This is a genomic window from Thermosediminibacter litoriperuensis, from assembly GCF_008124715.1.
Lineage (GTDB): Bacteria > Bacillota > Thermosediminibacteria > Thermosediminibacterales > Thermosediminibacteraceae > Thermosediminibacter > Thermosediminibacter litoriperuensis.
The window spans coordinates 1-23,849 of record NZ_VNHO01000030.1; the positions used below are offsets into that span (position 1 = coordinate 1).

The window sequence follows — 23,849 nt, forward strand, 5'->3', positions numbered from 1 at the left end:
AGACACACCCAATGGGGTAAAGAACTATACAAAATGCGCGGCCAGACCATCGAGCGGGTATTTGCCGATGCGAAGGAAAAGCATGGCATGCGCTATACAAATCTACGAGGCTTGAGGAAAGTCGGACATTACCTCACGCTTCTTTTCGCATGCATGAATTTAAAAAAGCTGGCTTTATGGAAGAAAAGACGGGGAACGTTTCCGCCAACAGTCCCCGCTTTACATTCGTTTTTCTTAAAAATTTTCTTCGCCTTCAACAAAAAGCCGCTTTTAGGATGCATAACCTAAAAGCGGCTTTGTCTACAAGCTGTAACCCCGAATGGGGGTTTTTTATTATAGACATATTTCGTTAAAAAAACTATTAAATCGTTAATTTTTTATGAACCTCAAAACTCCATAATATAAATTCTGCTATAATGTTGTAGGATGTTTTTTTGTGCAGGTTAGGTGAATAAAATAATACTGAAACCTTAACCATCGGTTAATTTTATTTGCAAGGGCGAGAAAGGAAGTGCTGTCTGATGGAGAAATTAAAGGTAGGCGTTGTCTTCGGAGGGCAATCGGGTGAATACGAAGTCTCGTTGATGTCGGCCACGTCCATAATAAATGTTATGGATAAGTCAAAATACGATATCGTGCCTATAGGCATAACGAAAGACGGCAGGTGGCATGTATTTTTCGGGGATGTTTCAAAAATACAGGACGGCACCTGGGTCGACGAGGCCGTACCGGCCTTCCTGCCTCCGGACACGAGTTACAAGTGCGCGATTACCCTGAAAGACGGTATTGAAACCAGATATTACCTCGACGTAATTTTCCCGGTACTGCACGGGCCGCACGGCGAAGACGGCACGGTCCAGGGAGTTTTCGAACTCATGAATATCCCTTATGTGAGCTGCGGTGTAGGTTCATCAGCGGTATGCATGGATAAGGTGTTTTCAAAAAAGCTATTGAAGCAGGAAGGCCTGCCTGTCGTGGACTTCAAGGTTTTCTATAAAAAGGACCTGCCGGCCGGGCTCATGGATATGGTGGCAGAGGTCGAAAAGTCCTTCGGATACCCCTGCTTTGTAAAGCCGGCCAACCTGGGTTCCAGCGTGGGAGTTACCAAAGCCCATGACAGAGAAGAACTGAAAAACGCTATCCTGCATGCTGCTGAATTCGATAGGAAACTGCTGGTAGAAAGGTTCATCCCGGCGAGGGAAATCGAGTGCGCCGTTCTTGGCAACGATGACCCAGTGGCTTCCCTGCCGGGAGAAATCATCCCCAGCGAGGAATTTTACAGTTATATCGCAAAATACTTCGACGGTGGCAAGTCCAAGCTTCTCATACCCGCCCCGCTTGCCACGGAAGAGACCGAAAAGATCCGCGATCTTGCGGTGAGGGCGTATAAAGCCCTGGACTGCACCGGGATGGCGCGGGTGGATTTCCTGCTGAGCAAGGTGACGGGCATTATCTATATAAACGAGCTCAACACCATCCCCGGCTTCACAAATATAAGTATGTACCCCAAGATGTGGGAGGCTTCGGGGCTGCCGTATAAAGAGCTCATCGACAAGCTGATAGGACTGGCTATTGAAAGACACCGCCAGAAACAGGCGTTAAAGCTCACTTTATAATACCTCTTTAAAAATTCTAAGGAAATTTCCTTTACAGATTTTTTCTATATCGGCTGGCTTGAACCCTCTTTTTTCAAGCTCTTTTACAACAGCTGGCACCTGGGTCACATCCTCCAATCCCTCAGTTTTTTTAGTGGGAATTTTGTCTTTTTGTAAATTGTTTTTTATTTGATCATCCAGATAATCACAGAAATCAAACCCGAACCCAACGTGATCAATTCCTGCTAGCTCCACCATATATTCGACTTGGTCGATCATTCTTTCCAAAGTTGGATCTGAAGAATGAATAAATTCTGGCCAAGCGTTAATACCGATTACCCCGCCTTTGGCGGCTATTGCCTTAATCTGTTCGTCCTTCAGATTTCTTTTATTTGGACATAACCTGTATGAGTTGGAATGAGAAGCTATAAAGGGCTTTTCCGCCACTTCGCAAACATCCCAGAAGCTTTTTTCGTTCAGGTGAGACACGTCCAGTATAATTCCGAGTTCTTTCATTTTTTTAATCGCTTCCTTACCCAAGGCGGTGAGTCCCTTCTGCGGGTCATTGCACCCGGCCCCTGCAGCAAAAGGGTTTTCTTCATTCCAGGTAAGACTTATAATTCTTATTCCAAGTTTATAAAGTGTTGTTATAAAGCTGAGGTTGCCTTCAATCCCGCTTAGACCTTCCATACTTAGGATAATAAAAAGATTTTGCTCTTGTATCGCTCGGTATAAATCGTTTAAATTGCGGACTATAACTAAGCCGTCGTCCAGTTCCATAAGTTCTTCTGATATACTCCCTAATATTTCAAGCATTCGTTTCGTGGGATTTTTTGAATATTGGGGTTCAACCCATACTGCCGCATTCACACCACAAATATTGCCTTTTTTCAGCCTTGGTATGTGAAAACTGCTCAGTACCCTTTTTACTCCCTTTTTTCTTTTATTTGCCACGTCGCACCATATATCTGAATGACAGTCAAATACAAGCATTTATGCCCTCCTTAAAACCGAGGAGGGCTTTTGCCCTCCCCTTTTTTAAAGTCCTAACAGACTTTTAATGGTATTTCCTGTAAAAATCCCAAAGTAGTTACCTACTACATATCCGTATACTCCAACCAAAAGGGCAGGTAGCACGAGTTCGGTCCAACCCTTGGCTATGGCCATAGCGGCTGCAGTTGTCGGCCCTCCTATGTTTGCGTTGGATGCTATTAGCAGTTCTTCAAGGTGGAACTTCAACATCTTCCCGATCAATAGGGTCCAGGCCATATTAACAATCACCATGATGGCGCAGTAAAAAAGCAGCACCGGGCTGTTCTTGATTATCATCTCAATAGATGCAGGCACCCCTATGACTACAAAGAACAGGTATATCAGGAACGTCCCCAGTTCTTCGGCTCCCTTTATTCTTCCAAAAAAGCCGGGAAAAACCGAAGCCAGAATCAGAGTCATTGTTGTTATAACCAGGTACTTCTGGCCTAATATTGCCTTTATAAATGAGAGCGCTGGCGATTCGTTAATGAAACCTGCAAATTTGGTAGATATCGTAGTAATAACCAAGGCGGACCCCATTGCCAGCGCTATATCGAGCAGGGAGATCTCTTTCCTCCCCCAATATGCCGCTGCAGCAGTTTTACCTTCATCGTTATCTTTTTTAGTATCCTCGTAAGGGTGGGAAAAATTCCTCTTGAAAAAACCCACTGTTGGTATTGTCATAAGTACGAAGAAATATAAAGCCATATTTAGGTTATCAGCTACAATAGCTGCGTTTATAACATTCTGAGAGGCTTTGAACGCTTCAGACATAGCAACGAAGTTCACGCCACCGCCCATGTAGCTTCCAGTCATCATAGCAGCCACTTTGTAAACTTCAGGGATTACCGAAGATAACAGTAATGTAGCGATAAAAGCTCCTAAAACTGTACCTAACGCAGAAATATTGAAAGCCCAAAAGGTCCTACCGCTCTCTCTCCATATCCTCCTGATGTCGGCTTTAAAAAGCAGCAGCGGGACGGCAACAGGCACGACATAAGTCCATACACCGTCATAGACCGGACTTTCCGTTGGAATTATTTTTAGGTTGGCAAAAATCAGTGCCCCCAGAAGAGCTATAATAGCACCGCTCACTCTGGCGGCCCATTTATAGTTCTGTTCTAAGTAAATGCTCACGGCAGCCCATCCTGTTAAGAATGCCATCAATGTCCAGGTATCATCAGGCTTGATGAAACTCATGACCATACCTCCTTCAATAAATTAAATATTGTTCAATTTTTTTAACATCCGAAGGTATATATTCTTCATAAAAATCAAAATTCCTTCTTATATATCAACTTAAAAGTAAATTTTTTAACGGTTGTTAAAATCACCAAATTATATTAAAATTAAGCCGTAAAGAAACATCGGGAGTGAGTCCTGTGGAACTTGGCAAAAAGATAAGACAACTTAGGACCAGTAAAGGTATAAGCATCGCCCAACTGGCTAAAATGACCGGCCTTAGCACCGGTATAATAAGTCAAATAGAAAGGAATATGGTTTCCCCCACAGTAGATACCCTGTGGAAAATAACTAAAGCACTGGATATATCTATCAATTATTTTTTTAACGACGGCCAACGCTTAAGTCCCATTGTAAGAAAACACGATAGAAAGAAAATCATTTTACCCAACTCTCGTGTAACTTATATGCTGCTCAGCCCGGATTTGCGCAGGAAAATGGAAATCTTGCTGGTGGAAATTGAACCGGGGGAATGTAATTCCGAGGAGCTCATTTCTCATGAAGGAGAAGAGTGCGGTTTTATATTATCAGGCACGCTTAAAATAAAATACGGTGAGGAAGAATATGTATTATATGAAGGGGACAGCATTTATTTTGATAGCACTGTACCACATAGGTATATTAATATTGGCGACAAAAAATGTATCTCCATCTGGGCTATGACTCCTCCTTCTTTCTAAAATTTTTGTTTCACATGTATCTACAAAAAAGAAAATTTTTAGTCGAATTAATTAAGTATTGCCCGGGAAATATGTAAAAATGTGTTATAGCTTTTCGGCATATTATTACTGTTCATACCCCTGTGTCGTACCGGCTCATAAGAAAGACTGCCATAAACCGCATAGGCTGGCTTTTATGTCGAAAAGAACATTCCCAACAAAAAACCAGGCCCGTTTGGGCCTGGTTTTTTGTTGCATCTATTATTCCTCTTTTATAGCCTCGGTGGGGCAGTTTTCTAAAGCTTCTCTAGCCTCGTTCTCAGCATCGGCAGGAACTTCGCCTTCAATGGCCTGAGCTTTTCCTTCATCGCCCCAGCTGAAAACGGCCGGACAGGTATCAATGCAGAGCCCACAGCTTATACAGAGGTCCTGATCAACATAGAGCTTCAAGGAAAATACCTCCTCTACTAAATTTCTTTGTATATTTTACCACATCAGGTGGGGGTTATGCAAAGGTTTTTTTTAATTTTTTGCTGATGAAGCTCTTTGCCGGCAGCGCCCTGCCTCGCTTCGAGGAAGAAGTAACCGAAGGCCGGCATCGCACATCCAACAGTGTTCTCGACTATATGTCAAACAGTCTTCTGAGTACCTTGGCCTGGCGGCGGCTTACAGGGACTTCGTCTTTTTCATATCCCTGAATGGAAAGGATAAACGTACCGTTAAACCAGGGTATTATCTCCTTGACTCTGTCCAGGTTCACGAGATAACTCTTATGGGTCCTGAAAAAACTCGGGCTGTTTATCTTTTCCTCCAGTTCGGAAAGGGTAGAGGTGGTGTTGAATTCACCCTGTCTTGCCTTAACTATACTTCCCTTTTCAACGGCTACGCAGTAGCATATATCTTCAGGGCATACGAGGTATATCCTTTCGTTTTTCCAAAAGGATAACTTGTTGCACGAGGGCTTTTCTCTTATCCCGAGGTACTCGGAAATCCTCAGAACCCCCTCTCTCTTTCTCTGGTTTTTGAATATATCTATGATTTTCTGCACCGTCTTTTCCAGCCTGCCGGCGGAAAAGGGCTTCAGGATGTAATCCACCGCGTTTATCTCGAAGGCCTTTACCGCGTACTCGTCGTAAGCAGTGGCGAATATTATAAACGGAGTTCTCCCCTTTTCAAAAATCCGCCTGGCCACCTCAAAGCCGTCCATATCCCAGAGTTTTATATCAAGGAAGACCACATCGGGGTTGAACTCGATGACCTTGTCGATGGCCTCCTGCCCCGAAGAGGCCTCGCCCACCACGTTTATCTCCGGGTAGGCTTCCAGGAGGTAGCGGAGTTCGTCGCGGGCGGGGCTTTCGTCATCTACCAGCAGCACTGTAAGCTCCATCGGCCTCCCTCCAGTTCTTTGCGGCGGCCGGGATGAAGAATTTCACCACGGTGCCCAGCATGGGCTTCGACGAGATCTTTAACCGGCTCTCCTTGCCGTAAAGGCTCTCCAGCCGCTCGTTTACGTTGCACAGGCCAATCCTGTCCAAGGACACCTTATGCGAAAGTATGCCTTCCAATGTATTCTCGTCCATACCCACCCCGTCGTCGGCTACGGTTATCTCCATACCACCGGTAACGTTTTTTGCCTTAATGATCACCATCCCGCCTTCTTTTTTGGGAAGCAGGCCGTGTTTAACGGCGTTTTCAACCAGAGGCTGCAGGATGAGCGGCGGCACCATTACGCCGGTGACCGGATCTATTTCAAAGACCACCTTCAGGCGCTCACCGAACCTGGCCTGTTCGATGGCTAGGTATGCCTTGACGTGCTCTATTTCCTGCTCAAGAGGAACCAGTTCCCTGCCCGAACTCAGGTTCTTTCGGAAAAATTCGCCCAGGTATATCAGGAGAGCCCTGGCCTGCTCGGGATCCTTGCGGCAGATAGAAATAATGGTATTTAAAGCGTTAAAAAGAAAATGGGGGTTTATCTGGGACTGCAGTGCTCTGAGTTCCGCCTTTGCCAGCAGCCTGGCCTGGTGTTCCATCCTGGAAAGTTCCAGCTGGGTAGAAAAGAGCTGGGCAAGACCCTGGGCCAGCCTGATGTCGATGCTGGTAATACTGTTCTCCCTGGTCCTGTACAGCTTCAGGCATCCTATCACCTGGTCCTTTTCCATGAGCGGCACGATCACAGCCGACTTCAGAGGACATTCACCGTTAAAGCACTCTATCTCTTCTTTATTCGAGGCTATCTGGCATTCACCGGTCTCCAGCGCCCTCCGGGTGGCCCGGGTCAGCACGTCCAGACCGGTCCTGTGGTGGTCCTCACCCACACCGATATGCGCCAGGATCTGCCTGTTATCGGTTATAGCGACAGCGTCGTAGTCCGCCTTCTCATATATTATCTTGGCGGTCCTGTAAGCCGAAAACTCACTCAACCCCTGCCTTAAATAGGGCAGCGTTTCCGAAGCTATATCGAGAGCCAGCTGGGCCTGGTAAGCTCCTACTCTTTCCTGTTCCCGGAATATGTTTTCAACTATTATTATGAATATTGCGATACCCATGGCGTTGACGGAGGTCATTGGAAACCATATAACCTTCACCAGAGCCAGCGCCGCCGAAAAGGGCTTTGCCACCAGGAGAATTATGACCATCTGTAAAAGCTCCAGGGCCACGCCGATAAATAACGCCGTCTTCCAGCTTATTTTACCGTGGTTCAATTTTCTGTGCAGCAGCCCTGCTATGGTTCCTTCGGTGAAAGTAGAGAGGCCGCAGGCCAGCGCCGTAAAACCGCCTACATCTATGGCCCAGCGGTGAAAGCCCGCTATCAACCCGGATAAAACTCCCACAAGGGGGCCGCCGAGAAGCCCTCCAATGATAACTCCCACAGCTCTAGAGTTGGCAAGGGCCCCGTAGACCGGGATGCCCATATAAGTCCCCAGTATACCAAAAGCACCGAATACGGCTGATAACAGGATTTTATCCAGCAGCGATACCCGGTGCTTCAATATCAGATTTTTGAAAGCTTTGTTTCTTGAAAGAAGATAGGCTATGACGATAAAAAGCCCCAGCCTGTCGGCCAGTCCCGTCAGAATCGAATAAACCATCGATTTTCAACTCCCAAAAAGCCTGTCTAATATAAATATATCATATAAGGCGTATTTTTTCAAAAATTACGATTTCATACCTCATCCCGGCTCGTGCTTTAAATGCACCCCTTCATCACGGCATTAAAAGTTGTTCGAGCTTTTTGCCCCTGCGGCTAGGTATGATACGACCGCTTTTCAGGTCCACTACTGCGAGATTGATGCGGCTCCAGCCTTTCAGCGAAAAAAAGTAGCTCTTCTCATAAGAGTAGTTTCGGACCTTTTTCTCAACCTCTCCGTCCAGCCCTTCTTCCAGCACCATAACTCCGTTTATTATGCTGCACATATGCCCGTCCCCGGGTGAAACGTAAATCTTCATTATATCTTTCAAAAATGTATCAAATAAAAATAAGTCCTCTTCCTTCAATTTCCCGTCAAAGATCTTAACCACAAAGTATTCATTGGTTTCGTAGGAGTCGATCACATCCTTCGGTGTCAAAAAAGTCCTGACGTGCTTCACATGGCATCTCGCAAAGAGGTCCGTCTTCTTGCCGCAAATTATTATTTCCCTTTCTAAGTCGAAGTATGGTTTCAGCCGCTCGCTCAACATTTCCAGGTACTTTCCGGAATCCATAAAAATACATTCGCCTCCCATCTTTTAAAAACTGAAGGAGGTGGATTAAAATCCACCTCTTCAGCTGAAGAACGATTTTATCCCGCCTTAGCAGCGGTGCCTTTTTCAGATTTCTTCGCCCCTTTAAGGGTGTTGTATGTTACCACCATGAGGATAATGGCGAGCACGAACAGGGCTGCCGCCAGGACGACCAGGACGTAATTTTGGGCAGCATAAAAATTCTTCATAAGGAGCAGAGTAGCCGACAGCGTCACGGCAAACATCCAGATCATAGGTAGGAAGGTCATCACCGGGTTCCTGCGGGTCCTGACAAACCAGGCGGTTAGTGCAAGCAGCGCCAGCGCCGATAGTAGCTGGTTAGCCGAACCGAATATGGGCCATATTTTCTGGTAGCCGTATGTCACGAGCAGGTAGGCTACGAATATGGTGATCAAAGTCGCCACGTACTTGTCGGCAAGCAAGCTTCTCTTGCCGCCTTCGGTCTCAAAATATTCCTGGAATATATACCTGCCGAGCCTGGTGGCAGTGTCAAGGCTTGTAAGCGCGAAAGCCGTAAAAGCCAGGGTTATGAACACTTTGCCGAAATCCGCCGGAACGCCGAAAGAGGTCATGAATTCGGCGATACCGTTGGCGAAAACTTCCGCCGGGCTGCCCTCGGCTTTGGAAACGTAAGCCACAGAAATCAGTGCTACTATTGCCAGAAAGCCCTCTATGAGCATGGCGCCGTATCCGACAAACCTGGCGTCGTTTTCACCGGAGAGCTGCTTGGACGTAGTCCCGGAACCCACCAGTGAGTGGAATCCGGAACAGGCGCCGCAGGCTACGGTTACAAAGACCATCGGGAAAAGGTACTGGGCGCCGGCACCGGTTAAAACTGTAAATCCTTTGAAGGGACTGAGCTGCAGGGTGGGGTGCATGAGAATTATTCCTATGGCGCCTCCGATCAACATGGCATAAAGCATGAAGGAATTCAGGTAATCCCTGGGCTGCAGCAGGAGCCAAACAGGAAGTACCGAGGCAAAGAAAATGTACACCAGCAGTATATACTGCCAGGTAGTTTTATTCAATTGCAGAAAGGGGTATTTATAGCCTATCCATACCGACAGGAAGATGAGCGCCACGCCTATTATGGTGGATACCGCGAGACCGGCGTTTCTCCTGTATACTAGCTGGCCGAACAGCACGGCTGTAAATATGAATAGAACCGACGCGGTCCCCGCCGCCGGCGTGGCTGCAAAAGCCTCTGCCGTTATGCTGGTGAAGGCGGCCACCACCAGTATGAGAGTCAGCCACGCAAATATGTTGAAGAGCTTTTTTCCACTGGTTCCAATGTTGGCCTCTATGATTTCGCCGATCGATTTACCCCTGTGCCTTATGGAAGCCAGCAGGGAGCCGAAGTCGTGAACCCCTCCCACGAATATGGTACCCAGTATGATCCACAGGTACACCGGCAGCCACCCGAATATCGCGGCCTGTATCGGCCCGGCTATGGGGCCTGCGCCGGCTATGGACGCGAAGTGGTGCCCCAGTAGCACATAGCGGTTTGCAGGCACGTAGTCCACTCCATCGTAGAGCTCGTGGGCAGGGGTTTTCCTCGAGGGGTCTAGCCCCCACTGCCGGGCAAGGTAAGCGCCGTAAGTCGCGTAGGCGATCAGAAAGAGCACGGCGCCGAGTATCAGAAGCACCAGCGAATTCATGAGTCCACCCTCCCTTTGTTTAAATTAAATTAAGTAAAAATAATGAATTTAATCCCGCCATCACCTCACTTTGCTGTAAAGGGTTCGCGAAAAGGATGCCGGATCCTTTACACCGGTATCTCTTATAATTTAATATTTATGTTTTACAGGGAGGAAATATATTTTTTATTTTTTTAAATATTATTATACATCTTAATGCTGCCTTTTGTACTATTCTTTTCTCTCACCGGTTGAAAATGGGGTCCGTGCGGTTAAAAATCCGGGGTTACCGGTGAAACGTTCGTATGGAGTTTTCTTTCGTTTGTATGTTATAATCTTTATGAAATCAAAGGGATAGGAGGTATCACTTTGGGTTCTCCACCGGGCTCTGTTTCTCTTGATACTCTAAAGCGCGGCCTGCAGTCCGGCCTTGAAGTGACCTGGCAGCTTGCCAGAATCTTAATTCCGGTATATTTTATCGTAACCTTCTTTAAGCATACGCCTATTCTTGAGATCGTGGCCCGATTGTTCGCCCCGCTTATGGGGATATTCGGCCTCCCCGGGGAAGCCGCTCTGGTGCTGGTTCTGGGCAATTTCGTCAACCTGTATGCCGCCATCGGCGCTATTGTGTCCCTTTCTCTTTCATTGAAGGAAATCACCGTACTGGCCATTATGCTGTCCTTTTGCCACAGTCTGCCCGTGGAAACGGCTCTGGCAAAAAAAATAGGCCTTTCGGCCGTAAACGTAATAGCTGTAAGGGTAGGTCTTGCGGTCTTATCGGGAATCGCTTTTAACTTTTTACTATGAAAGGGGGACTTTTATTGCTGGAAGTGCTTAAAGAAGCTGCGGTGGGCTCCCTGCTCTCGGTTAAGCAGATCGCAGTCATAGTTATACCGATCATGATAGCCATGGAGTTTCTAAAGGACCTGGGTGTGCTGGACCGCATCGCCGGTTTCTTCTCTCCTCTAGTACGGGTGTTTGGGATGCGAAAGGAATCGGGCTTCCCGCTGGTAATAGGAATAATAATAGGTTTGTCCTACGGGGCGGGAGTAATATTCCGGACAGCCAGGGAAAACCGGCTTCCCAGGAGGGACCTTTACCTGATTACTTACTTTCTCGTGGCGGCCCATGCAGTTTTTGAGGATACTGCTATTTTCGCCGCCCTGGGCGTCAGCAGCGCGCTTCTTCTTACAACGCGCCTCCTGGTTGCCGCAATGTTTACCTTTCTGGCTTCAAAACTGATGAGGCACGAACTTGAAAAAGAGGTGAATTTATGAACTTTAAAGTTATAAGCCTGCCCAGGCTCAACGGGCTGACTCCCACGCTGGAATCGACAGCATTAAAGCTTATGGAGGAGGCCGGCGAGCTGGCCCAGGCCATAGGGAAATTCCGCGCAAGCAGCGGCGAGAACATCAAGATGGACGAGAAGGAAGTCGTGGACAGGATGGCCAGAGAACTCCTGGACGTGGCCCAGGTGGCGGTTTCCATGATGTTCGTGCTGGAGGAAAATTACCAGATAGACCTGGACGAAAAGATAAGACAGCACATAGAAAAACTGAAGGCAAAGGGTTATTTGAAGTAAATACCCTAAGTTTAAGTTAGCTGCAGCTCGTTTATCGTAGCAGCCAGGTTTTCAAGAAATTCCCGGTTGGTCCTGGTCCTTTTCAACCTGCTGATGAGGGTGCCGGCAGCCTCGACGGTATCCAGCGGAGCCAGGGCCTTTCTGAGTACCCATACGGCCTCCAGTTCTTCCTTTGAGAGCAGCAGTTCCTCACGGCGGGTGCCCGATCGTTTTATGTCTATGGCCGGGTAAATCCGGCGCTCCGCCAGTTTTCTGTCAAGATGAATTTCCATGTTGCCGGTTCCTTTGAATTCCTCGTAAATCACATCGTCCATACGGCTGCCCGTTTCCACGAGGGCGGTGGCAATGATGGTAAGGCTGCCGCCTTCTTCGATGTTGCGCGCCGCGCCGAAGAACCTCTTGGGCTTGTGAAGCGCGCTGGGGTCTAAACCCCCGGACAGCGTCCTGCCGGTCGGCGGCACCACCAGGTTGTTGGCCCTGGCAAGGCGCGTGATGCTGTCCAGCAATATCACCACGTCTTTCCTGCTCTCCACCAGTCTCTGGGCGCGCTCAAGCACCATGTCCGCGACGCGCAGGTGATTTTCCGGCGGTTCGTCAAAGGTGGAGCTCACCACTTCACCGTCCACCGAACGCCTCATATCGGTTACCTCTTCCGGCCGTTCGTCTATCAGCAGCACGATCAGCTCCAGGTCGGGATGATTTCTGGTGAGGGCGTTGGCGATTTTTTTGAGCATCATCGTCTTGCCGGCTTTGGGCGGTGAAACTATGAGTGCCCTCTGTCCCTTTCCGATCGGCGAAATTATGTCGATTATCCTTGTGGAAAGTTCCTCGGGGTCGTGCTCTAGGGTGAGTCTTGGCTGGGGGAAAATAGGCGTCAGTGAGTCGAAGTGAAACCTCTTGACGGCGTGTTCCGGATCAAGACCGTTTACCGCGTGGACCTGCAGCAGGGCCCTGTATTTCTCTCCTTCTTTTGGCTGCCTTATCCTTCCCGAGATCAAGTCCCCCGTGCGCAGGTGAAAGCGGCGGATTTGGGAGGGCGATATGTATATATCCTCATCGGAAGGCAGGTAGTTTTCTATCCTCAAGAAGCCGTAGCCATCGGGCAGCACCTCAAGAACCCCTTCGGCTATGCTGTCTCCCGACTCGGCGGCCATGGCTTCCATTATTTTAATTATGAGTTCCTTCTTTCTGTACTTATAATAGCCCGGAATCCTTTTTTCCCTGGCGATCTCGTGGAGCTGGGTAATAGTCTTTTTTTCCAATTCCGACGCCAGCAACTTATCACCTCCTCATAAAAATAAAAAAAATTCACCGCACATCGGGAATCAAACAGAACAACCGAAAAAGGAAGGTATAATGTCTGATGAGTCCTCTATCAACATTATATACAGGGAATGGAAAATTATTCACCCAGGCGGTAAATTTAGAAGACGGAAATCTATAATTATTATAGCACAAGCAGTATCAAGGCATCAACAGGGATTAATCTTCCAGCCCAAGGCCAAAACCGCGTATATAATATGCCATCCGCTTCATTCAGAAGGGTTTTCAGCCTGCCGGTCTTCACCATTTTGTACCGGAAACTCCAGGAAAAATACCGTGCCTTTTCCTTCAGTTGACTGGAAGTAAATCCTTCCCCTATGATCTTCAACAATCTTTTTAGACAGGAAAAGGCCAAGTCCCGTCCCGTTTTTTTTGGTTGTGAAAAAGGGAGAGAATATCTTTTTCTCCGCTTCGGGGCTTATTCCCTTTCCATCATCCCTTACTTCGATGACCACTTTTTCGTTTTTTCTGGAGGTCACGACCTCTATATTGCCGCCGTTTTCCATAGCTTCCAGGGCGTTCTGGATCAGGTTTATAAACACCTGCTCCAGCTGTTCCCGGTTGCCAAGGATGCAGGCCGACTCGTCTTCCGCCCTGAGGCTGAATTTGATGTTCTGCATTTCCATCCTGTTTTTATAAAGTTCGGCAATGTCCCTGATAAGTTCGCATACGGTCACACTTTCGTCGGATCCGATCCGTGTTTTGGCCAGCATGAGGAGATCTCTGACCAAGCCTTCAAGCCTGTCAATTTCGGAGATCATAATCCTGGTGTATTCCTTGCGCTTGTCGTCCTCCGAAAAACTGTTGTCGATTATCTGTAGGAAGCCCCTTATGGAAAACAGAGGGTTTTTTATTTCGTGGACGGCACTGGCCGCCAGCTCTCCTATTACCGAGAGGTTTTCCAGGTGGGACGGCCTCTCGCGCAGATCCCCCCTGACGCTCTCGCTCCTGTTCTCATCTTCACAGGATATGACAACTCCTACCAATCCGTCCCTGTTTTTAACCACGGTGGTATTAATATTGAAAGTGTAAAAAACCGCCTCGTCGTCCTCTCTTTCGTTTTCCAGCACTATCCTGTGACTTCCCTCCTTTATGAAGACCTCGAGATCTTCTGAAATGCTGTAACTCCTTTCTGTAAACAAATCCTCGTAGATCTTTTGATCCCTAAGCAGGTCAGAATTTGCATAATTCGGGCTGTAATACATGCAAATTCTCCTCTCGGTGCAATTCTTAAGATGTCAGGGCTTGTTGTATTAGATTTTTGAGGTCCCCTATGTCGAAGGGTTTTACAAGGTACGCAAAAGCACCTTCCTTCAAAGCCTTTTCTATACAATTTTTTTCACCGTTGCCCGAAATCAGTATCCCATGTATATTAAAATTTATCCCCCTGAGTTTTGAAAACAGAGTCAGCCCATCCATACCTGGGATCGACATGTCTATAATCGCCAGATCCGGCCCCCTTTCCCCCGCCAGCTGTAATGCTTCGGGGCCGGAGGACGCCCCGAAAACTTCGTATCCCAGTGCCGATAGGGCTTCCAGCAGCATCCTCCTGACCCATACCTGATCGTCCACTACGAGGATCTTGTTTTTGCGTCCCATACAGTCCCTCCTTTACGGTTGACCCAGGTTCAGTAAGAAACCACCAGGTCGATCACTACATCCGCAAAGAAAAGACCACTTTCGTACCTGCCTACGGCGATGATCTCATCACCCTCTTCAATATAATCGGTTATCCTGCTCGTGCTTACCTCTCTGCCACCCTTCATAATCGTCGTATCGCTCGTGTAATGAATTTCCTTCGTAACGCGGGACCCTTCGACATTCCTCAGTTCTACTACTATAACCCTGGCATCTTTGTGAATGTACTGGACCGTACCGGTGAGAGTGCTGAGCACCTGCCGGGCGGTCACGTCCATCTCTATCACTTCGTCGCCTTCAACTTCCATTTCCACATAGAAATTGGGCTTAAGGTCGAATACGGTAATTTTTTTCCGGTCCCGGGTTATCTTCGTATCCTGCGTTATTACAAATGAATGCTCTAGGCCTTCATCATCGGTAATTATAACCTTTGAAATACTGGAGAGGGAAATTTCTTTAATCATGCCGTTGATGTCTCTTCTGACGCTCTTTGCGGTGATGTCGACAACTTTACGGTACTTCAGGTACAGGGTGACCTCGTCCCCGCTCTTTATGCTCTTGATATCCGCCGGCTTGCCGTTTTTGGTGATATCGGCGTCCCCGTCAACTTCATAATCTTCTTCGGTACCGTCTTCTGCCTTCACGGTGATAACGGGATTTCTAGTAAGGAAGCTCACGGTCTTTACGGTACCCGTGATCTTCTTTTCGGCGCTCTCGGCCTCTATTTTAGTGACCTTGCTTCCTGTAATGACCAGCGTCACCATATCCCCGCCCAGCAGCTGGGACAGCGCCGCGGTCTTGCCGTCTTTTATCACGGTTACAGCCGCTCCGGCAGCATACGTTTCGGTATTACCCGTATCTTCGTTTTCAATGATTACCGAGTTGGAAACGACGGCCTTCAGCAGACCTTTTGCGGTCTTATCCTCACCTCTTGCTTCGATTTTTACCACTCTATTCTCCGAAATCAAAACACTGGCGGGCTGCCCCGGCACCAAATCCGCAGTGGAAGCAAGCCTGCCGTCGATATACACTCGGGTGCCGGAGTCGATGGAAAGAATCAGGTCGCCGCCATCCTTCTTTGTAAATATGACGAACTTCCCGGCGGTGTCCACGGTCTTCAACGTTCCTTCCACGGTCTCCCCGGCGGTAATCTCAGAGGAAGTCGCTTCTAAGTAAAGGGCGTTGCTGTCTTCAGCTATTATCATCACCGTTTCTCCAGCGGAAATGTCCTTCAGCGTTATTTTGTTCAACCTGCCCTGCCGGTCTTTTCTGTATATCTGGGCGTCGCTTCCCACGTTGTAGGTCTTCCGGCTGCCGTCAGCCAGTCTCACGTCAATATACTGGAGAAAAAGTGTCTGGATGCTTTCGACTTCTCCGACTACGATCCTGTCGCCAGCATCTATGAATTCGGCCATTTGATTCAACACCTTGGCGGCCTGGGCGCGGGTTATGCCGTCACCTGGCTTGAAAGTATTGTCTTCAAAACCTGACAGTATCCCTTTTTCAACAGCCACCTGCACGTAATTCCGGGCATCGAGGGGGATGGCGTAAATGTCCTTGAAAGAGAGGTTTATGGTCTTTAGCGCCCTGGCTTCTTCTTCAAAGCCCAGAGCTTTTACAGCAAAGACAGCAGCCTCATATCTCTTAGCGGGGTCTTCGGGCCTGAAATCGGCGTAATCCTGCCCGGATATAATGCCCTTTTCCACCGCCACGGCTACATAACCCCGGGCCCACACCGGTACCGAATAGGCCTTGGGAAAGTCGGGAGGAAGGTCTTTATTTTCGAGCTCCTCATCCAGCCCCAATAGCCTCACGATCATGGCTATAAACTCGACGCGCTTCACCGGGTCGTCAGGTGCAAAGGTATTCTGGGCTTTCCCGGCGATTACCCCCATGAGCGCCATCTTCTCTATGTAAGGCCTCGCCCAGTCGTATCTCTGATGGGATATGTCGGCGAATTTCAGTGGGGCGGCAAAGGCCTGAGTAATGTTCAGGGTGTTTACAAGGACTAAAAAAGCCGCGAGGAAGATGACTAAAGTCTTATTAGCCCGGATAGCCGATCTCAAAGGTTTCATCCCCTTTCATTTTTTTCCTGTTCTATATATTCTACAAAAAAATAATGATTCCTGCTTTTAAAAAAAAGAGGGCGACAAATCGCCCCTTCTCATTGTTTTACCCCTTTAATTTCTTTTTTATCTGTGTACTATTTTTTTATTACTTTTATACTAATTGCCGTATTTCCCTGGGCTTTGACCTCGGCATATGCACCTTCTTCCAAGTCCGAGAGCCTTACCCGTTTTCCTTCTACCTCTATCCAGGTGTCACCGGTTACATCAAAGGTTGAGGTATTCTTTTCGGTCACCACGAACCATTCGTCCACGTCCAGAACCCGGCCTCTCATGTATATGGATGCTCCGTTCTCAATTTCGCCCAGCACCACTATCTTTTTGCCGATATAGTCTTCCAAACCGCCGGTCTCTCCAACCAGCACAAACCGATCATATATGGTCTCCAGTTCCAAGTGCCGCCCCTCTATATTGCTCTCTTTCAGTATACCTACATAACCTCTCTCTTCGCCCCTGTAGGTGACTAAAGATACGGTCTTTTCGCTTTTATCCACATCTACCACTATGCCTTTCGCCGTGGTGGTCACCTTTTTGTTCACCACCTGTATGAACACAACTTCCCGTCTTTCGTTGAATACCAGCTTGACCTCGTCGCCGGGTTCGAGCGAGCTGAGACTGCCGTAGCTGTAATTTATGTAAACGGGAACGTCTTCCACTACATCGTAAACAGCTGTCTTATCCCCTTCTTTTACGGTTATGGTCAGCGCCTTTGTATCGACCGCCACCACGAAGAAGCGGGGCTCCTGTTCCGTGTCCTCTACCAGCAGGTCGTTAAGGTTGTTGATTATTACCGCCATTTCGGCCCTGGTAACGGGTTTATTGGGCTGGAATACATTCCCCGGGTAACCCTTCATCAGCCCCAGTTCAGTCATGACGTAAACATATCCCACCGCATCTTTGGGGATTGCATTAGCATCCCTGAAGGGGAGCTTTTCCCTCATATGCTGCTTTGCCTCTTCTTCCCTACCTATGGCTCGGACGATATACTTTGCAACCTCGTATCTCTTGGCAGGCTCGTTAGGACGAAAATTTTTCAGTTCTTCCGGCCTTACCAGGCCCTTCTGCACGGCCAGCGCCACATAGTAATACCCCTCATCCCAGGAAAGCTTCATATTCTTGACGTTTTTGGGCAGAACCGTGTCCCTGCGAAGTTCGTCTTCCCAGCCCATTATCCTCAGAGCCATTATTATCGCCTGAAGATGGGTGACTGGATCTTTCGGCTTGAACAAACCTTCGGGAAAACCTTTTATGATCCCCTTTGCATACATCTTCTCGATAGAAAACCTGGCCCACTCGAACCTCTCGTCCACATCCTTAAGGCCGTGCTTGGGTTTGGCTACCGCCGCCGGGGCCGCCAAAGATACCACGAGTATTATCATGAGCAGCCCCGCAATAAACTTTTTCATGGTAAATGCCTCCTTCCTTTCACTGGTATTGCGTTTCCAGTATATAAATACGGAAGGAGGATCGTAAAATTCGGGTAAAAATTTAAGTGTAACAATAATGTAACAGTCTTGTAAACTGGCTGTAACAATTACTTGCCAGCAAATCTCCCATGACCGGCGAGTTACTCTTCAGGTTTTTTAAATTTACATAAAAAACAGGACTTCCTGTTCTTGAAGGCCAGGTAAACCACGGCAATTGAGGCGACAACCAGAAAAGACCCCGGCCCCAGGATCCTGTCAATTAATTCGGGCGCTTTCTCACCCATACTCACAACCAGGGCCGCTTCCAGGAAAAAGCGGGCGCTCCTGCTCAGCAGGACGGCTATGAAAAAGGTTATCAGGTCTATCCGAAAAACCCCGGCTGCAATGGTGAAAACCTTATAGGGAATCGGCGTAAACCCCGCTATAGCCACCGCCCATCCACCGTAGCGCCGGAACATGCCCTCCAACCTGTCGAAATTCCTGCCCTTTACGAACCTTATGAGCAAGGGTCTGCCGGCCCGAACGCCCAGGAAATAGCCGAAGACTCCGCCCAGCATGGAACCGATGCTGGTAATTAAAGCATAATAAAAGGATTTCGAGGGAAGCATCATGACCATAGGCAACAGCACCACATCGGGTGGAATGGGAAAAAATGAAGCTTCAATAAACGAAAGTATGAAAAGCCCCAGCGGACCGTTTTGTAAAAAGAAATCCAATAAAAGCCACCCCTTATTCTCGATACCGCTTTAGCCCGTATGCACTCTTATATGTATACTATCATAAAAGAACGGGAATATAAATACAAAAAACCCGGGACCTTTAAAAGAGTCCCGGCATAATCTTCTTCCAGACGCCGACGAAACGGGCCAGATCCTCGTTCGCGGGATTATCTATTAATTCCTTTGGAGTACCTTCCTGTACGGGCCTCCCCTCTATTAAGGCCATAACCCTGCCGGCGAGCAGCGCAACTTCTCTAAGGTCGTGGCTCACAAAAAAGGTGGTAACCCCGGTGGTTCTGAGCACTTCAGAGAAGTCGGCCAGAAGCGATTCTCGAAGAGGGGCGTCGAGGTTCGCAAAAGGCTCATCCAGAAAAAGCACCTCGGGCTCCAGGGCAAAGGCCCTGGCAAGGCTCACCCGTTTAGCCTCACCCCCGGAAAGGGCCCTGGCCCAACGGTCCCTAAGCTCTCCCACTTTGAATTTTTCAAGCCAGTATTCAGCCTTTTTTCTCGCTGCTTGAGCCGGCATCCCCCGTATCCTCAATCCCACGGCTACGTTTTCTATCACAGTAGCATCAAGAAGCAGCGGTTCCTGGAAAACCACGGCCATCCGGCGGCGGAGCCTTATCCTGTCGGGGGGTTTAACTTTCTGCCCCATGAAATATATTTCCCCATTCTGCGGAGGCTGAAGCAGGGCCAGCACTCTCAGGAGAGTGCTCTTTCCGGCGCCGTTGGGACCGATAACTGCAAAGACTTCTCCCCGGTTCAACCGGACCCGGTTTACATCCAGCAACACTTTATCTTTTGATTTCACCAGAATATTGAATCCTTCAATTATATACATCTTTATGCCTCCGCTGCTGTAAAAGGGTAAGCGCCAGTGTGCTCAGGTAAGCTACCAGCAATAATATGAAGCTAAGGGCCAGGGCCGCGGCGAAATTGCCCCTACCGGTCTCCAGCACAATAGCTGTGGTCAGCACCCTGGTGTAACCGGCAATATTGCCGCCGACCATCATCGAAGCACCAACTTCGGACACAGCGGCCCCAAACCCGGCCATCACCGCCGCCAGCAGGGAGTATCTCGCCTCCTTTATCATCAAAAAAAGCATCTGAATGGGAGTAGCACCCAACGCCATGATTTGCCATCTTAATTTATTATCCACCTGCTGGAGGGCGGCGGTGGAAAGAGCGAGTACCACTGGAGTGGCTATTATGGCCTGGGCTATTATCATAGCTGTAGGTGTATATATAAGGTGGAACCGGCCGAAGGGACCGCTCCTCCACAGCATTAGACTGACCCAGAGCCCCACCACCGTTGGCGGGAGCCCCATTCCCAGGTTGGCAAGACTTATGATCAATCTTTTGCCGGGAAAATCCTTTAAAGCGATGAAAAAGGCCAGCGGCAAAGACAGGACGACGCTGATGAGAGTTGCTGTCCCGGTCACCTTTAAAGTAAAAAGGGTTATCTGATATATTTCTTTGTCCAGAGTAAAAAGCAAGATGAGCGCCCTTTTGACTCCCTCTACTACCGCATCCAATCAAATCCCCTCACTCGCTACTCAAGAATACCGGCTTCGTTCTTGCCGGCATCGGGAATAAAAAGCGGCTGGCCGAATTTATCCTTTCCGAATCCACCTATTACTTTCTGAGTCTCGGGGGCTACCATGAATTCCATAAAAGCCTTTGCTCCCTCCACATTGATCATCCCGGCCGTACTGGGATTATATTGTTTCACATAGTCCGGGTTGGCCTGCATCACGTGATAGACGTTTAGCAGGGAGCTGTCCTTCTCCTTCAGTATAACCAGGTGGAGCTTATCCTTTTTGGTCAGGTAAGTAGCCCTGTCGGTCAGGGTATATCCGCTTTTTTCAGAGGCTACGTCAAGGGTTGCACCCATCCCCTGGCCGGTAGACTGGTACCACTTGCCCGATGGATTTTCGATTCCGGCCTTTTTCCAGATGGCCAGTTCCTTTTTATGGGTGCCGGAATTATCTCCCCGGGAAATGAAGAGGGCCTCTTTTTCTGCAATTAATTTAAAAGCTTCCGCAGCATCTTTAGCATTTTTAATCCCTGCGGGGTCTTCCGCAGGCCCCACGATTACGAAGTCATTGTGCATGACGAGCCGCCTGTTGATGACCGCACCCTTTTTTACCAGCTCCATCTCGGCTTCCGGGGCATGGACCAGCATCACATCGGCGTTACCTTTTTCTCCCATGGCAAGGGCCTGACCGGTACCCACCGCAATGGTTTTGACTTTATATCCCGTCTTCTGCTCGAAAATAGGTATAAGTACATCCAGAAGTCCGCTGTCCTGAGTGCTGGTGGTGGTAGCAAGGATGATCTCGCCTTTGCCCGGCGAATCCTTTCCTGAATTCCCCTCCGGCGGTACCTTTTGCCCGCACGCTGCCAAAAATATCCCCGGAGCCAGGAAAAGAACGAGTAAAAAAACAATTTTATACATTCTACTCCTGCACATAATTTTCCTCCTCTTTTAATCGTTATGTTTTGTAATACATAATGCTTTCACGTCTTTTAATTCTATAAAAAATTTCAATATCCTTCCTTATTTTTTTTAAAAAAGCAGAAAACAGAAGAAAATAGGTGAATTTTACAAAGGAACTAGTGTTAAAAGGCATTTAACTTTAAATACAGCATAATATTATAACTGTCATCACGTTTTCGTTTTATTATTAACTTTCTTTTGTGTTTCATTAGGTATATAATGTATTCTGGCATGTCTTTTAATATGAATAATACGAAAAGCGAAAATAACAGGGGGGGATAAAATGACACTCCCGGAAAAGATATACCTTTTAGCCGTCGGGCTTTACATATTCTTCTTTTTTCTATTCTTAAGGTATTTCCTGTGGCAGCATTATGCTAAAAAGCATTATTGGTCCCGCAGAAGACCCATAACGCTTTTCGAATTGAAAAAGCTGGCCAGGGAAAAACGAAAGAATCTGCCGATGTTCTCCATACTCGTGCCGGCCCGGGAAGAAGCGGAAGTAATAGGGCAGACAATAGAACACCTGGCCCGGTTGAATTACCCCCACCACCTGCTGGAGATAATAATAATTACTGACGAAAAGGAGCTCCAAAAGGGGGGGCCTGTTACAACACAGCAGGTAGTGGAGGCAAAGATCCTGGAATTCCGGAAAAGGAAAAACGCCCCTACCCTGAAGCACGTCATAGTACCCTATGACTTTGACGGCTATTTTGGAGGCACATGCACGGGAAGCGAAGTCCCGTCCACAAAAGGTAGAGCGTTAAACTACGGGCTTTCCTTTATCGACAAAAATTCGGATATCTGCGGTTTTTACGACGCTGAAAGCCACCCCGAACTCGACGTGCTGCGTTATATAGCTTACCGGTGGCTCATTTCGGACAAAAAAGACCTCATCTGGCAGGGACCGGTATTTCAGGTGCGAAACTTCTTCTTCCTCAGCCCCATAACCAAGATAGCCTCCCTTTACCAGGCCCTGGCCCACGAATGGTACCTGCCGGTGCTAATGAGGCAGCTACCCTTTGTCGGAGGAACAAACCTCTTTATAGAGTCGAAGCTCCTTAAAAAAATAGGCGGTTTTGATTTCAACGCCCTCACCGAAGACCTGGAGATCGGCGTGCGCGCCTTCCTGGAGCGGGACGCGTGGCCCGAATACTTCCCCTATGTCAGCACCGAGCAGACACCAGAAAACTACCGGGCCTTTTTCCGCCAGCGCCTGAGGTGGGCCTCAGGCCATATTCAGGTAATAGAAAAATTCAAGGATGCCGCCGGCTACGACACTCCAAAAAGGAACCGGATTTTAAAGACGCTGCTTTTGAAGGGCGAAGTGGAGTGGACCTTATACCAGCTGGCGGTGCTAGTGCCGCCGGTAATACTGCTTTTAACCCTGAAAGGATGGGTTAAACCCGTGATACTCCCGGAATATTTACAGTACATCTTAAAATCCTTCGTCTTCATCTATTTCGGGTTTACATACTACATCTACTTCAGGTACTCCCGGTATATGAAGAGCAGGGGGATTACCAAAAAACTGCTGGCACTGATTGAACTCCTGATACTGCCGCTGGCAGGCTTCCTGCTGCCGCTGCCGTATTCGTGCGCCATAGTCTTGCGTGCCCTTAACCGGCAGCCGAAAGCATGGTGCAAGACCCCGCGAACCCGTGAGGCGTCCGATATCAGCGTCAACAATGCATAGTCAACAATGCAAAACCCTCCGAAAACTCGGAGGGTTTATATTCTTTTCTGGATCTACTTTATCAGCGCGTCCCTGTATTTTTTTAATAGACCACCAGGGTCTTTTCATAAACGGGCTTATAGGTTCCGTCGTGCTTCACCTGCACCTGGAATTTATAGGAACCAGGTTTGACGAAATCAATGTTCTCGAAAAGGTCGATGACGTAAAAGCCGCCGGGAGTATCCTTGGTGATCTCAAAATGGGTTTCACCGGTACTGTAAATGGCGTTACCCTGCGGGTCTATAACGGCTATTCTGAAGGAATAGTAGCCGTATTTCAGGCCGTCGATTTCGGTGTATGTATAGAAGCTGTTTTTCCTCCCTACGGGCATCAACTTGAAGGCGTTCTGTATAACAATACCCTCACCCTCTTTTTCCCCTACGGAGCTGGCAAAGACCATGTTTACTTCGGGCTTTACCAGGTTCGCGGTCCAGGTCTTGTCATCCCATTCTACTATTGTCTGCAGGGTATCAGCCACATTTCGGACGGGCAGTAATGTTTTTCCGTAAAAATTCACCGCGGGAATCTCGCTTTGAATCTTTGTACCGTTTATGCTGACGTTTACTATCGGGAAGCCTTTAAAATCACCGTTGATGCTGGCAGCAATCGCTACCGTGGTGAATGCCAGGATTACGGAGCAAACCGCTAGGATAACTTTTGACTTCATCTAAATCCTCCTTGTACAATATAGTTAGCTTTAATAATGTAATTAAGGGTCATTCAAAGTTTTTTTGACAACCACACAGGAATTCTGATAAAACTTATCTAATATTTCTCGTAGCGGCAGGGGACTTCGATCTTCCTCCTTGGGAAGCTCTTTTGCTGTCCCGATGAAAAGAGTGAAGCCCCTCCTCTATGAGATGTCTCGAATGAGCACGTTGCGGATGTAGCTT

At 48.0% G+C, this 23,849-nt stretch carries 24 protein-coding genes; 7 read left to right on the plus strand and 17 right to left on the minus strand.

Annotation, left to right across the window (positions count from 1 at the left end; all coding sequences use genetic code 11):
- Both LZ11_RS10395 and LZ11_RS10400 read left to right on the plus strand, forming a co-directional pair.
- On the plus strand, nt 1-288 hold a 288-nt coding region (locus tag LZ11_RS10395), incomplete at its 5' end, for a transposase (RefSeq protein WP_222927228.1).
- 233 nt (nt 289-521) lie between these two features.
- A complete protein-coding gene (locus LZ11_RS10400; protein ID WP_148867813.1) occupies nt 522-1,616 on the plus strand; it encodes a D-alanine--D-alanine ligase family protein in 1,095 nt (364 codons plus the stop codon).
- On the opposite strand, the gene LZ11_RS10405 is transcribed toward LZ11_RS10400, so the two are convergent.
- Together LZ11_RS10405 and LZ11_RS10410 are read right to left on the minus strand one after the other, a co-directional pair.
- Nucleotides 1,611-2,588, minus strand: coding sequence for a dipeptidase (locus LZ11_RS10405; protein WP_148867814.1), 978 nt, complete (start codon nt 2,586-2,588; stop codon nt 1,611-1,613). The two genes, LZ11_RS10400 and LZ11_RS10405, sit on opposite strands and share 6 nt — an antisense overlap.
- Nucleotides 2,589-2,633: 45 nt before the next feature.
- Complete coding sequence (locus LZ11_RS10410) at nt 2,634-3,833, minus strand: DUF819 family protein (RefSeq protein WP_148867815.1); 1,200 nt, start codon at nt 3,831-3,833, stop codon at nt 2,634-2,636.
- 176 nt (nt 3,834-4,009) lie between these two features.
- Here LZ11_RS10410 and LZ11_RS10415 point away from each other — a divergent pair, with 176 nt between their 5' ends.
- Entirely contained in the window at nt 4,010-4,549 is a 540-nt protein-coding gene (locus LZ11_RS10415; protein ID WP_148867816.1) for a helix-turn-helix domain-containing protein, read from the plus strand.
- 240 nt (nt 4,550-4,789) lie between these two features.
- Here the strand turns inward: LZ11_RS10415 and LZ11_RS10420 are convergent, their stop codons facing one another.
- The 5 genes from LZ11_RS10420 to LZ11_RS10440 form a co-directional block, all read right to left on the minus strand.
- On the minus strand, nt 4,790-4,978 hold the full coding sequence (locus LZ11_RS10420) for a ferredoxin (protein WP_148867817.1): 189 nt from the start codon (nt 4,976-4,978) through the stop codon (nt 4,790-4,792).
- A gap of 172 nt (nt 4,979-5,150) precedes the next feature.
- A complete protein-coding gene (locus tag LZ11_RS10425) occupies nt 5,151-5,915 on the minus strand; it encodes a LytR/AlgR family response regulator transcription factor (RefSeq protein WP_148867818.1) in 765 nt (254 codons plus the stop codon).
- Entirely contained in the window at nt 5,887-7,617 is a 1,731-nt protein-coding gene (locus tag LZ11_RS10430; protein WP_148867819.1) for a sensor histidine kinase, read from the minus strand. The genes LZ11_RS10425 and LZ11_RS10430 overlap by 29 nt, the downstream gene beginning before the upstream one ends.
- Nucleotides 7,618-7,732: 115 nt before the next feature.
- Nucleotides 7,733-8,230, minus strand: coding sequence for a DUF8052 family protein (locus LZ11_RS10435; protein ID WP_148867820.1), 498 nt, complete (start codon nt 8,228-8,230; stop codon nt 7,733-7,735).
- Nucleotides 8,231-8,307: 77 nt separating this feature from the next.
- Nucleotides 8,308-9,927: a carbon starvation CstA family protein gene (locus LZ11_RS10440; RefSeq protein ID WP_148867821.1), complete on the minus strand. Its 1,620-nt coding sequence runs from the start codon at nt 9,925-9,927 to the stop codon at nt 8,308-8,310.
- 348 nt (nt 9,928-10,275) lie between these two features.
- Here LZ11_RS10440 and LZ11_RS10445 point away from each other — a divergent pair, with 348 nt between their 5' ends.
- Genes LZ11_RS10445 through LZ11_RS10455 form a run of 3 tightly spaced genes read left to right on the plus strand, consistent with a single transcriptional unit; the run spans nt 10,276 to nt 11,488 of the window.
- Nucleotides 10,276-10,713 carry a nucleoside recognition domain-containing protein gene (locus LZ11_RS10445; protein ID WP_148867822.1) on the plus strand — a complete coding sequence of 146 codons (438 nt, stop codon included), beginning with the start codon at nt 10,276-10,278 and terminating at the stop codon, nt 10,711-10,713.
- A 23-nt stretch (nt 10,714-10,736) separates the two neighbouring features.
- Nucleotides 10,737-11,183, plus strand: a complete 447-nt coding sequence (locus tag LZ11_RS10450; protein ID WP_246110800.1) for a nucleoside recognition domain-containing protein — start codon at nt 10,737-10,739, stop codon at nt 11,181-11,183.
- Complete coding sequence (locus tag LZ11_RS10455) at nt 11,180-11,488, plus strand: MazG-like family protein (RefSeq protein WP_148867824.1); 309 nt, start codon at nt 11,180-11,182, stop codon at nt 11,486-11,488. Before LZ11_RS10450 ends, LZ11_RS10455 begins: the two co-directional genes overlap by 4 nt.
- Nucleotides 11,489-11,499: 11 nt before the next feature.
- Here the strand turns inward: LZ11_RS10455 and rho are convergent, their stop codons facing one another.
- The 9 genes from rho to LZ11_RS10500 form a co-directional block, all read right to left on the minus strand.
- A complete protein-coding gene (gene rho / locus LZ11_RS10460) occupies nt 11,500-12,765 on the minus strand; it encodes a transcription termination factor Rho (RefSeq protein WP_148867825.1) in 1,266 nt (421 codons plus the stop codon).
- Nucleotides 12,766-13,020: 255 nt separating this feature from the next.
- Entirely contained in the window at nt 13,021-14,016 is a 996-nt protein-coding gene (locus LZ11_RS10465) for a two-component system sensor histidine kinase NtrB (RefSeq protein ID WP_148867826.1), read from the minus strand.
- A gap of 25 nt (nt 14,017-14,041) precedes the next feature.
- Nucleotides 14,042-14,410: a response regulator gene (locus LZ11_RS10470; protein ID WP_148867827.1), complete on the minus strand. Its 369-nt coding sequence runs from the start codon at nt 14,408-14,410 to the stop codon at nt 14,042-14,044.
- 29 nt (nt 14,411-14,439) lie between these two features.
- Nucleotides 14,440-16,515, minus strand: a complete 2,076-nt coding sequence (locus LZ11_RS10475) for an S-layer homology domain-containing protein (RefSeq protein WP_170240362.1) — start codon at nt 16,513-16,515, stop codon at nt 14,440-14,442.
- A gap of 137 nt (nt 16,516-16,652) precedes the next feature.
- Nucleotides 16,653-17,981 carry an S-layer homology domain-containing protein gene (locus LZ11_RS10480; RefSeq protein ID WP_148867829.1) on the minus strand — a complete coding sequence of 443 codons (1,329 nt, stop codon included), beginning with the start codon at nt 17,979-17,981 and terminating at the stop codon, nt 16,653-16,655.
- Nucleotides 17,982-18,142: 161 nt separating this feature from the next.
- On the minus strand, nt 18,143-18,718 hold the full coding sequence (locus LZ11_RS10485; protein ID WP_246110799.1) for a YqaA family protein: 576 nt from the start codon (nt 18,716-18,718) through the stop codon (nt 18,143-18,145).
- Nucleotides 18,719-18,821: 103 nt separating this feature from the next.
- Nucleotides 18,822-19,562 (minus strand): ABC transporter ATP-binding protein, encoded by a 741-nt coding sequence (locus tag LZ11_RS10490; RefSeq protein ID WP_148867831.1) that lies wholly within the window; start codon nt 19,560-19,562, stop codon nt 18,822-18,824.
- The gene (locus LZ11_RS10495; RefSeq protein ID WP_148867832.1) at nt 19,549-20,256 is read right to left on the minus strand and encodes an ABC transporter permease; all 708 of its coding nucleotides are present in this window, start codon (nt 20,254-20,256) and stop codon (nt 19,549-19,551) included. Before LZ11_RS10495 ends, LZ11_RS10490 begins: the two co-directional genes overlap by 14 nt.
- Before the next feature lie 17 nt (nt 20,257-20,273).
- Nucleotides 20,274-21,194 (minus strand): ABC transporter substrate-binding protein, encoded by a 921-nt coding sequence (locus LZ11_RS10500; RefSeq protein ID WP_148867833.1) that lies wholly within the window; start codon nt 21,192-21,194, stop codon nt 20,274-20,276.
- A 310-nt stretch (nt 21,195-21,504) separates the two neighbouring features.
- Between LZ11_RS10500 and LZ11_RS10505 the strand changes: the two genes are divergently transcribed.
- A complete protein-coding gene (locus LZ11_RS10505) occupies nt 21,505-22,917 on the plus strand; it encodes a glycosyltransferase family 2 protein (RefSeq protein WP_148867834.1) in 1,413 nt (470 codons plus the stop codon).
- Nucleotides 22,918-22,999: 82 nt separating this feature from the next.
- Here LZ11_RS10505 and LZ11_RS10510 read toward each other — a convergent pair whose 3' ends face one another.
- Nucleotides 23,000-23,623, minus strand: a complete 624-nt coding sequence (locus tag LZ11_RS10510) for a stalk domain-containing protein (protein ID WP_148867835.1) — start codon at nt 23,621-23,623, stop codon at nt 23,000-23,002.
- Nucleotides 23,624-23,849: the final 226 nt, after the last annotated feature.

Coding starts and splice junctions, on each gene's coding strand:
- LZ11_RS10400 (WP_148867813.1), top strand. CDS start 522: ATGGAGAAATTAAAGGTAGGCGTTGTCTTCGGAGGGCAATCGGGTGAA.
- LZ11_RS10405 (WP_148867814.1), bottom strand. CDS start 2,588: ATGCTTGTATTTGACTGTCATTCAGATATATGGTGCGACGTGGCAAAT.
- LZ11_RS10410 (WP_148867815.1), bottom strand. CDS start 3,833: ATGGTCATGAGTTTCATCAAGCCTGATGATACCTGGACATTGATGGCA.
- LZ11_RS10425 (WP_148867818.1), bottom strand. CDS start 5,915: ATGGAGCTTACAGTGCTGCTGGTAGATGACGAAAGCCCCGCCCGCGAC.
- LZ11_RS10430 (WP_148867819.1), bottom strand. CDS start 7,617: ATGGTTTATTCGATTCTGACGGGACTGGCCGACAGGCTGGGGCTTTTT.
- LZ11_RS10435 (WP_148867820.1), bottom strand. CDS start 8,230: ATGGATTCCGGAAAGTACCTGGAAATGTTGAGCGAGCGGCTGAAACCA.
- LZ11_RS10440 (WP_148867821.1), bottom strand. CDS start 9,927: ATGAATTCGCTGGTGCTTCTGATACTCGGCGCCGTGCTCTTTCTGATC.
- LZ11_RS10455 (WP_148867824.1), top strand. CDS start 11,180: ATGAACTTTAAAGTTATAAGCCTGCCCAGGCTCAACGGGCTGACTCCC.
- LZ11_RS10465 (WP_148867826.1), bottom strand. CDS start 14,016: ATGTATTACAGCCCGAATTATGCAAATTCTGACCTGCTTAGGGATCAA.
- LZ11_RS10470 (WP_148867827.1), bottom strand. CDS start 14,410: ATGGGACGCAAAAACAAGATCCTCGTAGTGGACGATCAGGTATGGGTC.
- LZ11_RS10480 (WP_148867829.1), bottom strand. CDS start 17,981: ATGAAAAAGTTTATTGCGGGGCTGCTCATGATAATACTCGTGGTATCT.
- LZ11_RS10490 (WP_148867831.1), bottom strand. CDS start 19,562: ATGTATATAATTGAAGGATTCAATATTCTGGTGAAATCAAAAGATAAA.
- LZ11_RS10500 (WP_148867833.1), bottom strand. CDS start 21,194: ATGTGCAGGAGTAGAATGTATAAAATTGTTTTTTTACTCGTTCTTTTC.
- LZ11_RS10505 (WP_148867834.1), top strand. CDS start 21,505: ATGACACTCCCGGAAAAGATATACCTTTTAGCCGTCGGGCTTTACATA.
- LZ11_RS10510 (WP_148867835.1), bottom strand. CDS start 23,623: ATGAAGTCAAAAGTTATCCTAGCGGTTTGCTCCGTAATCCTGGCATTC.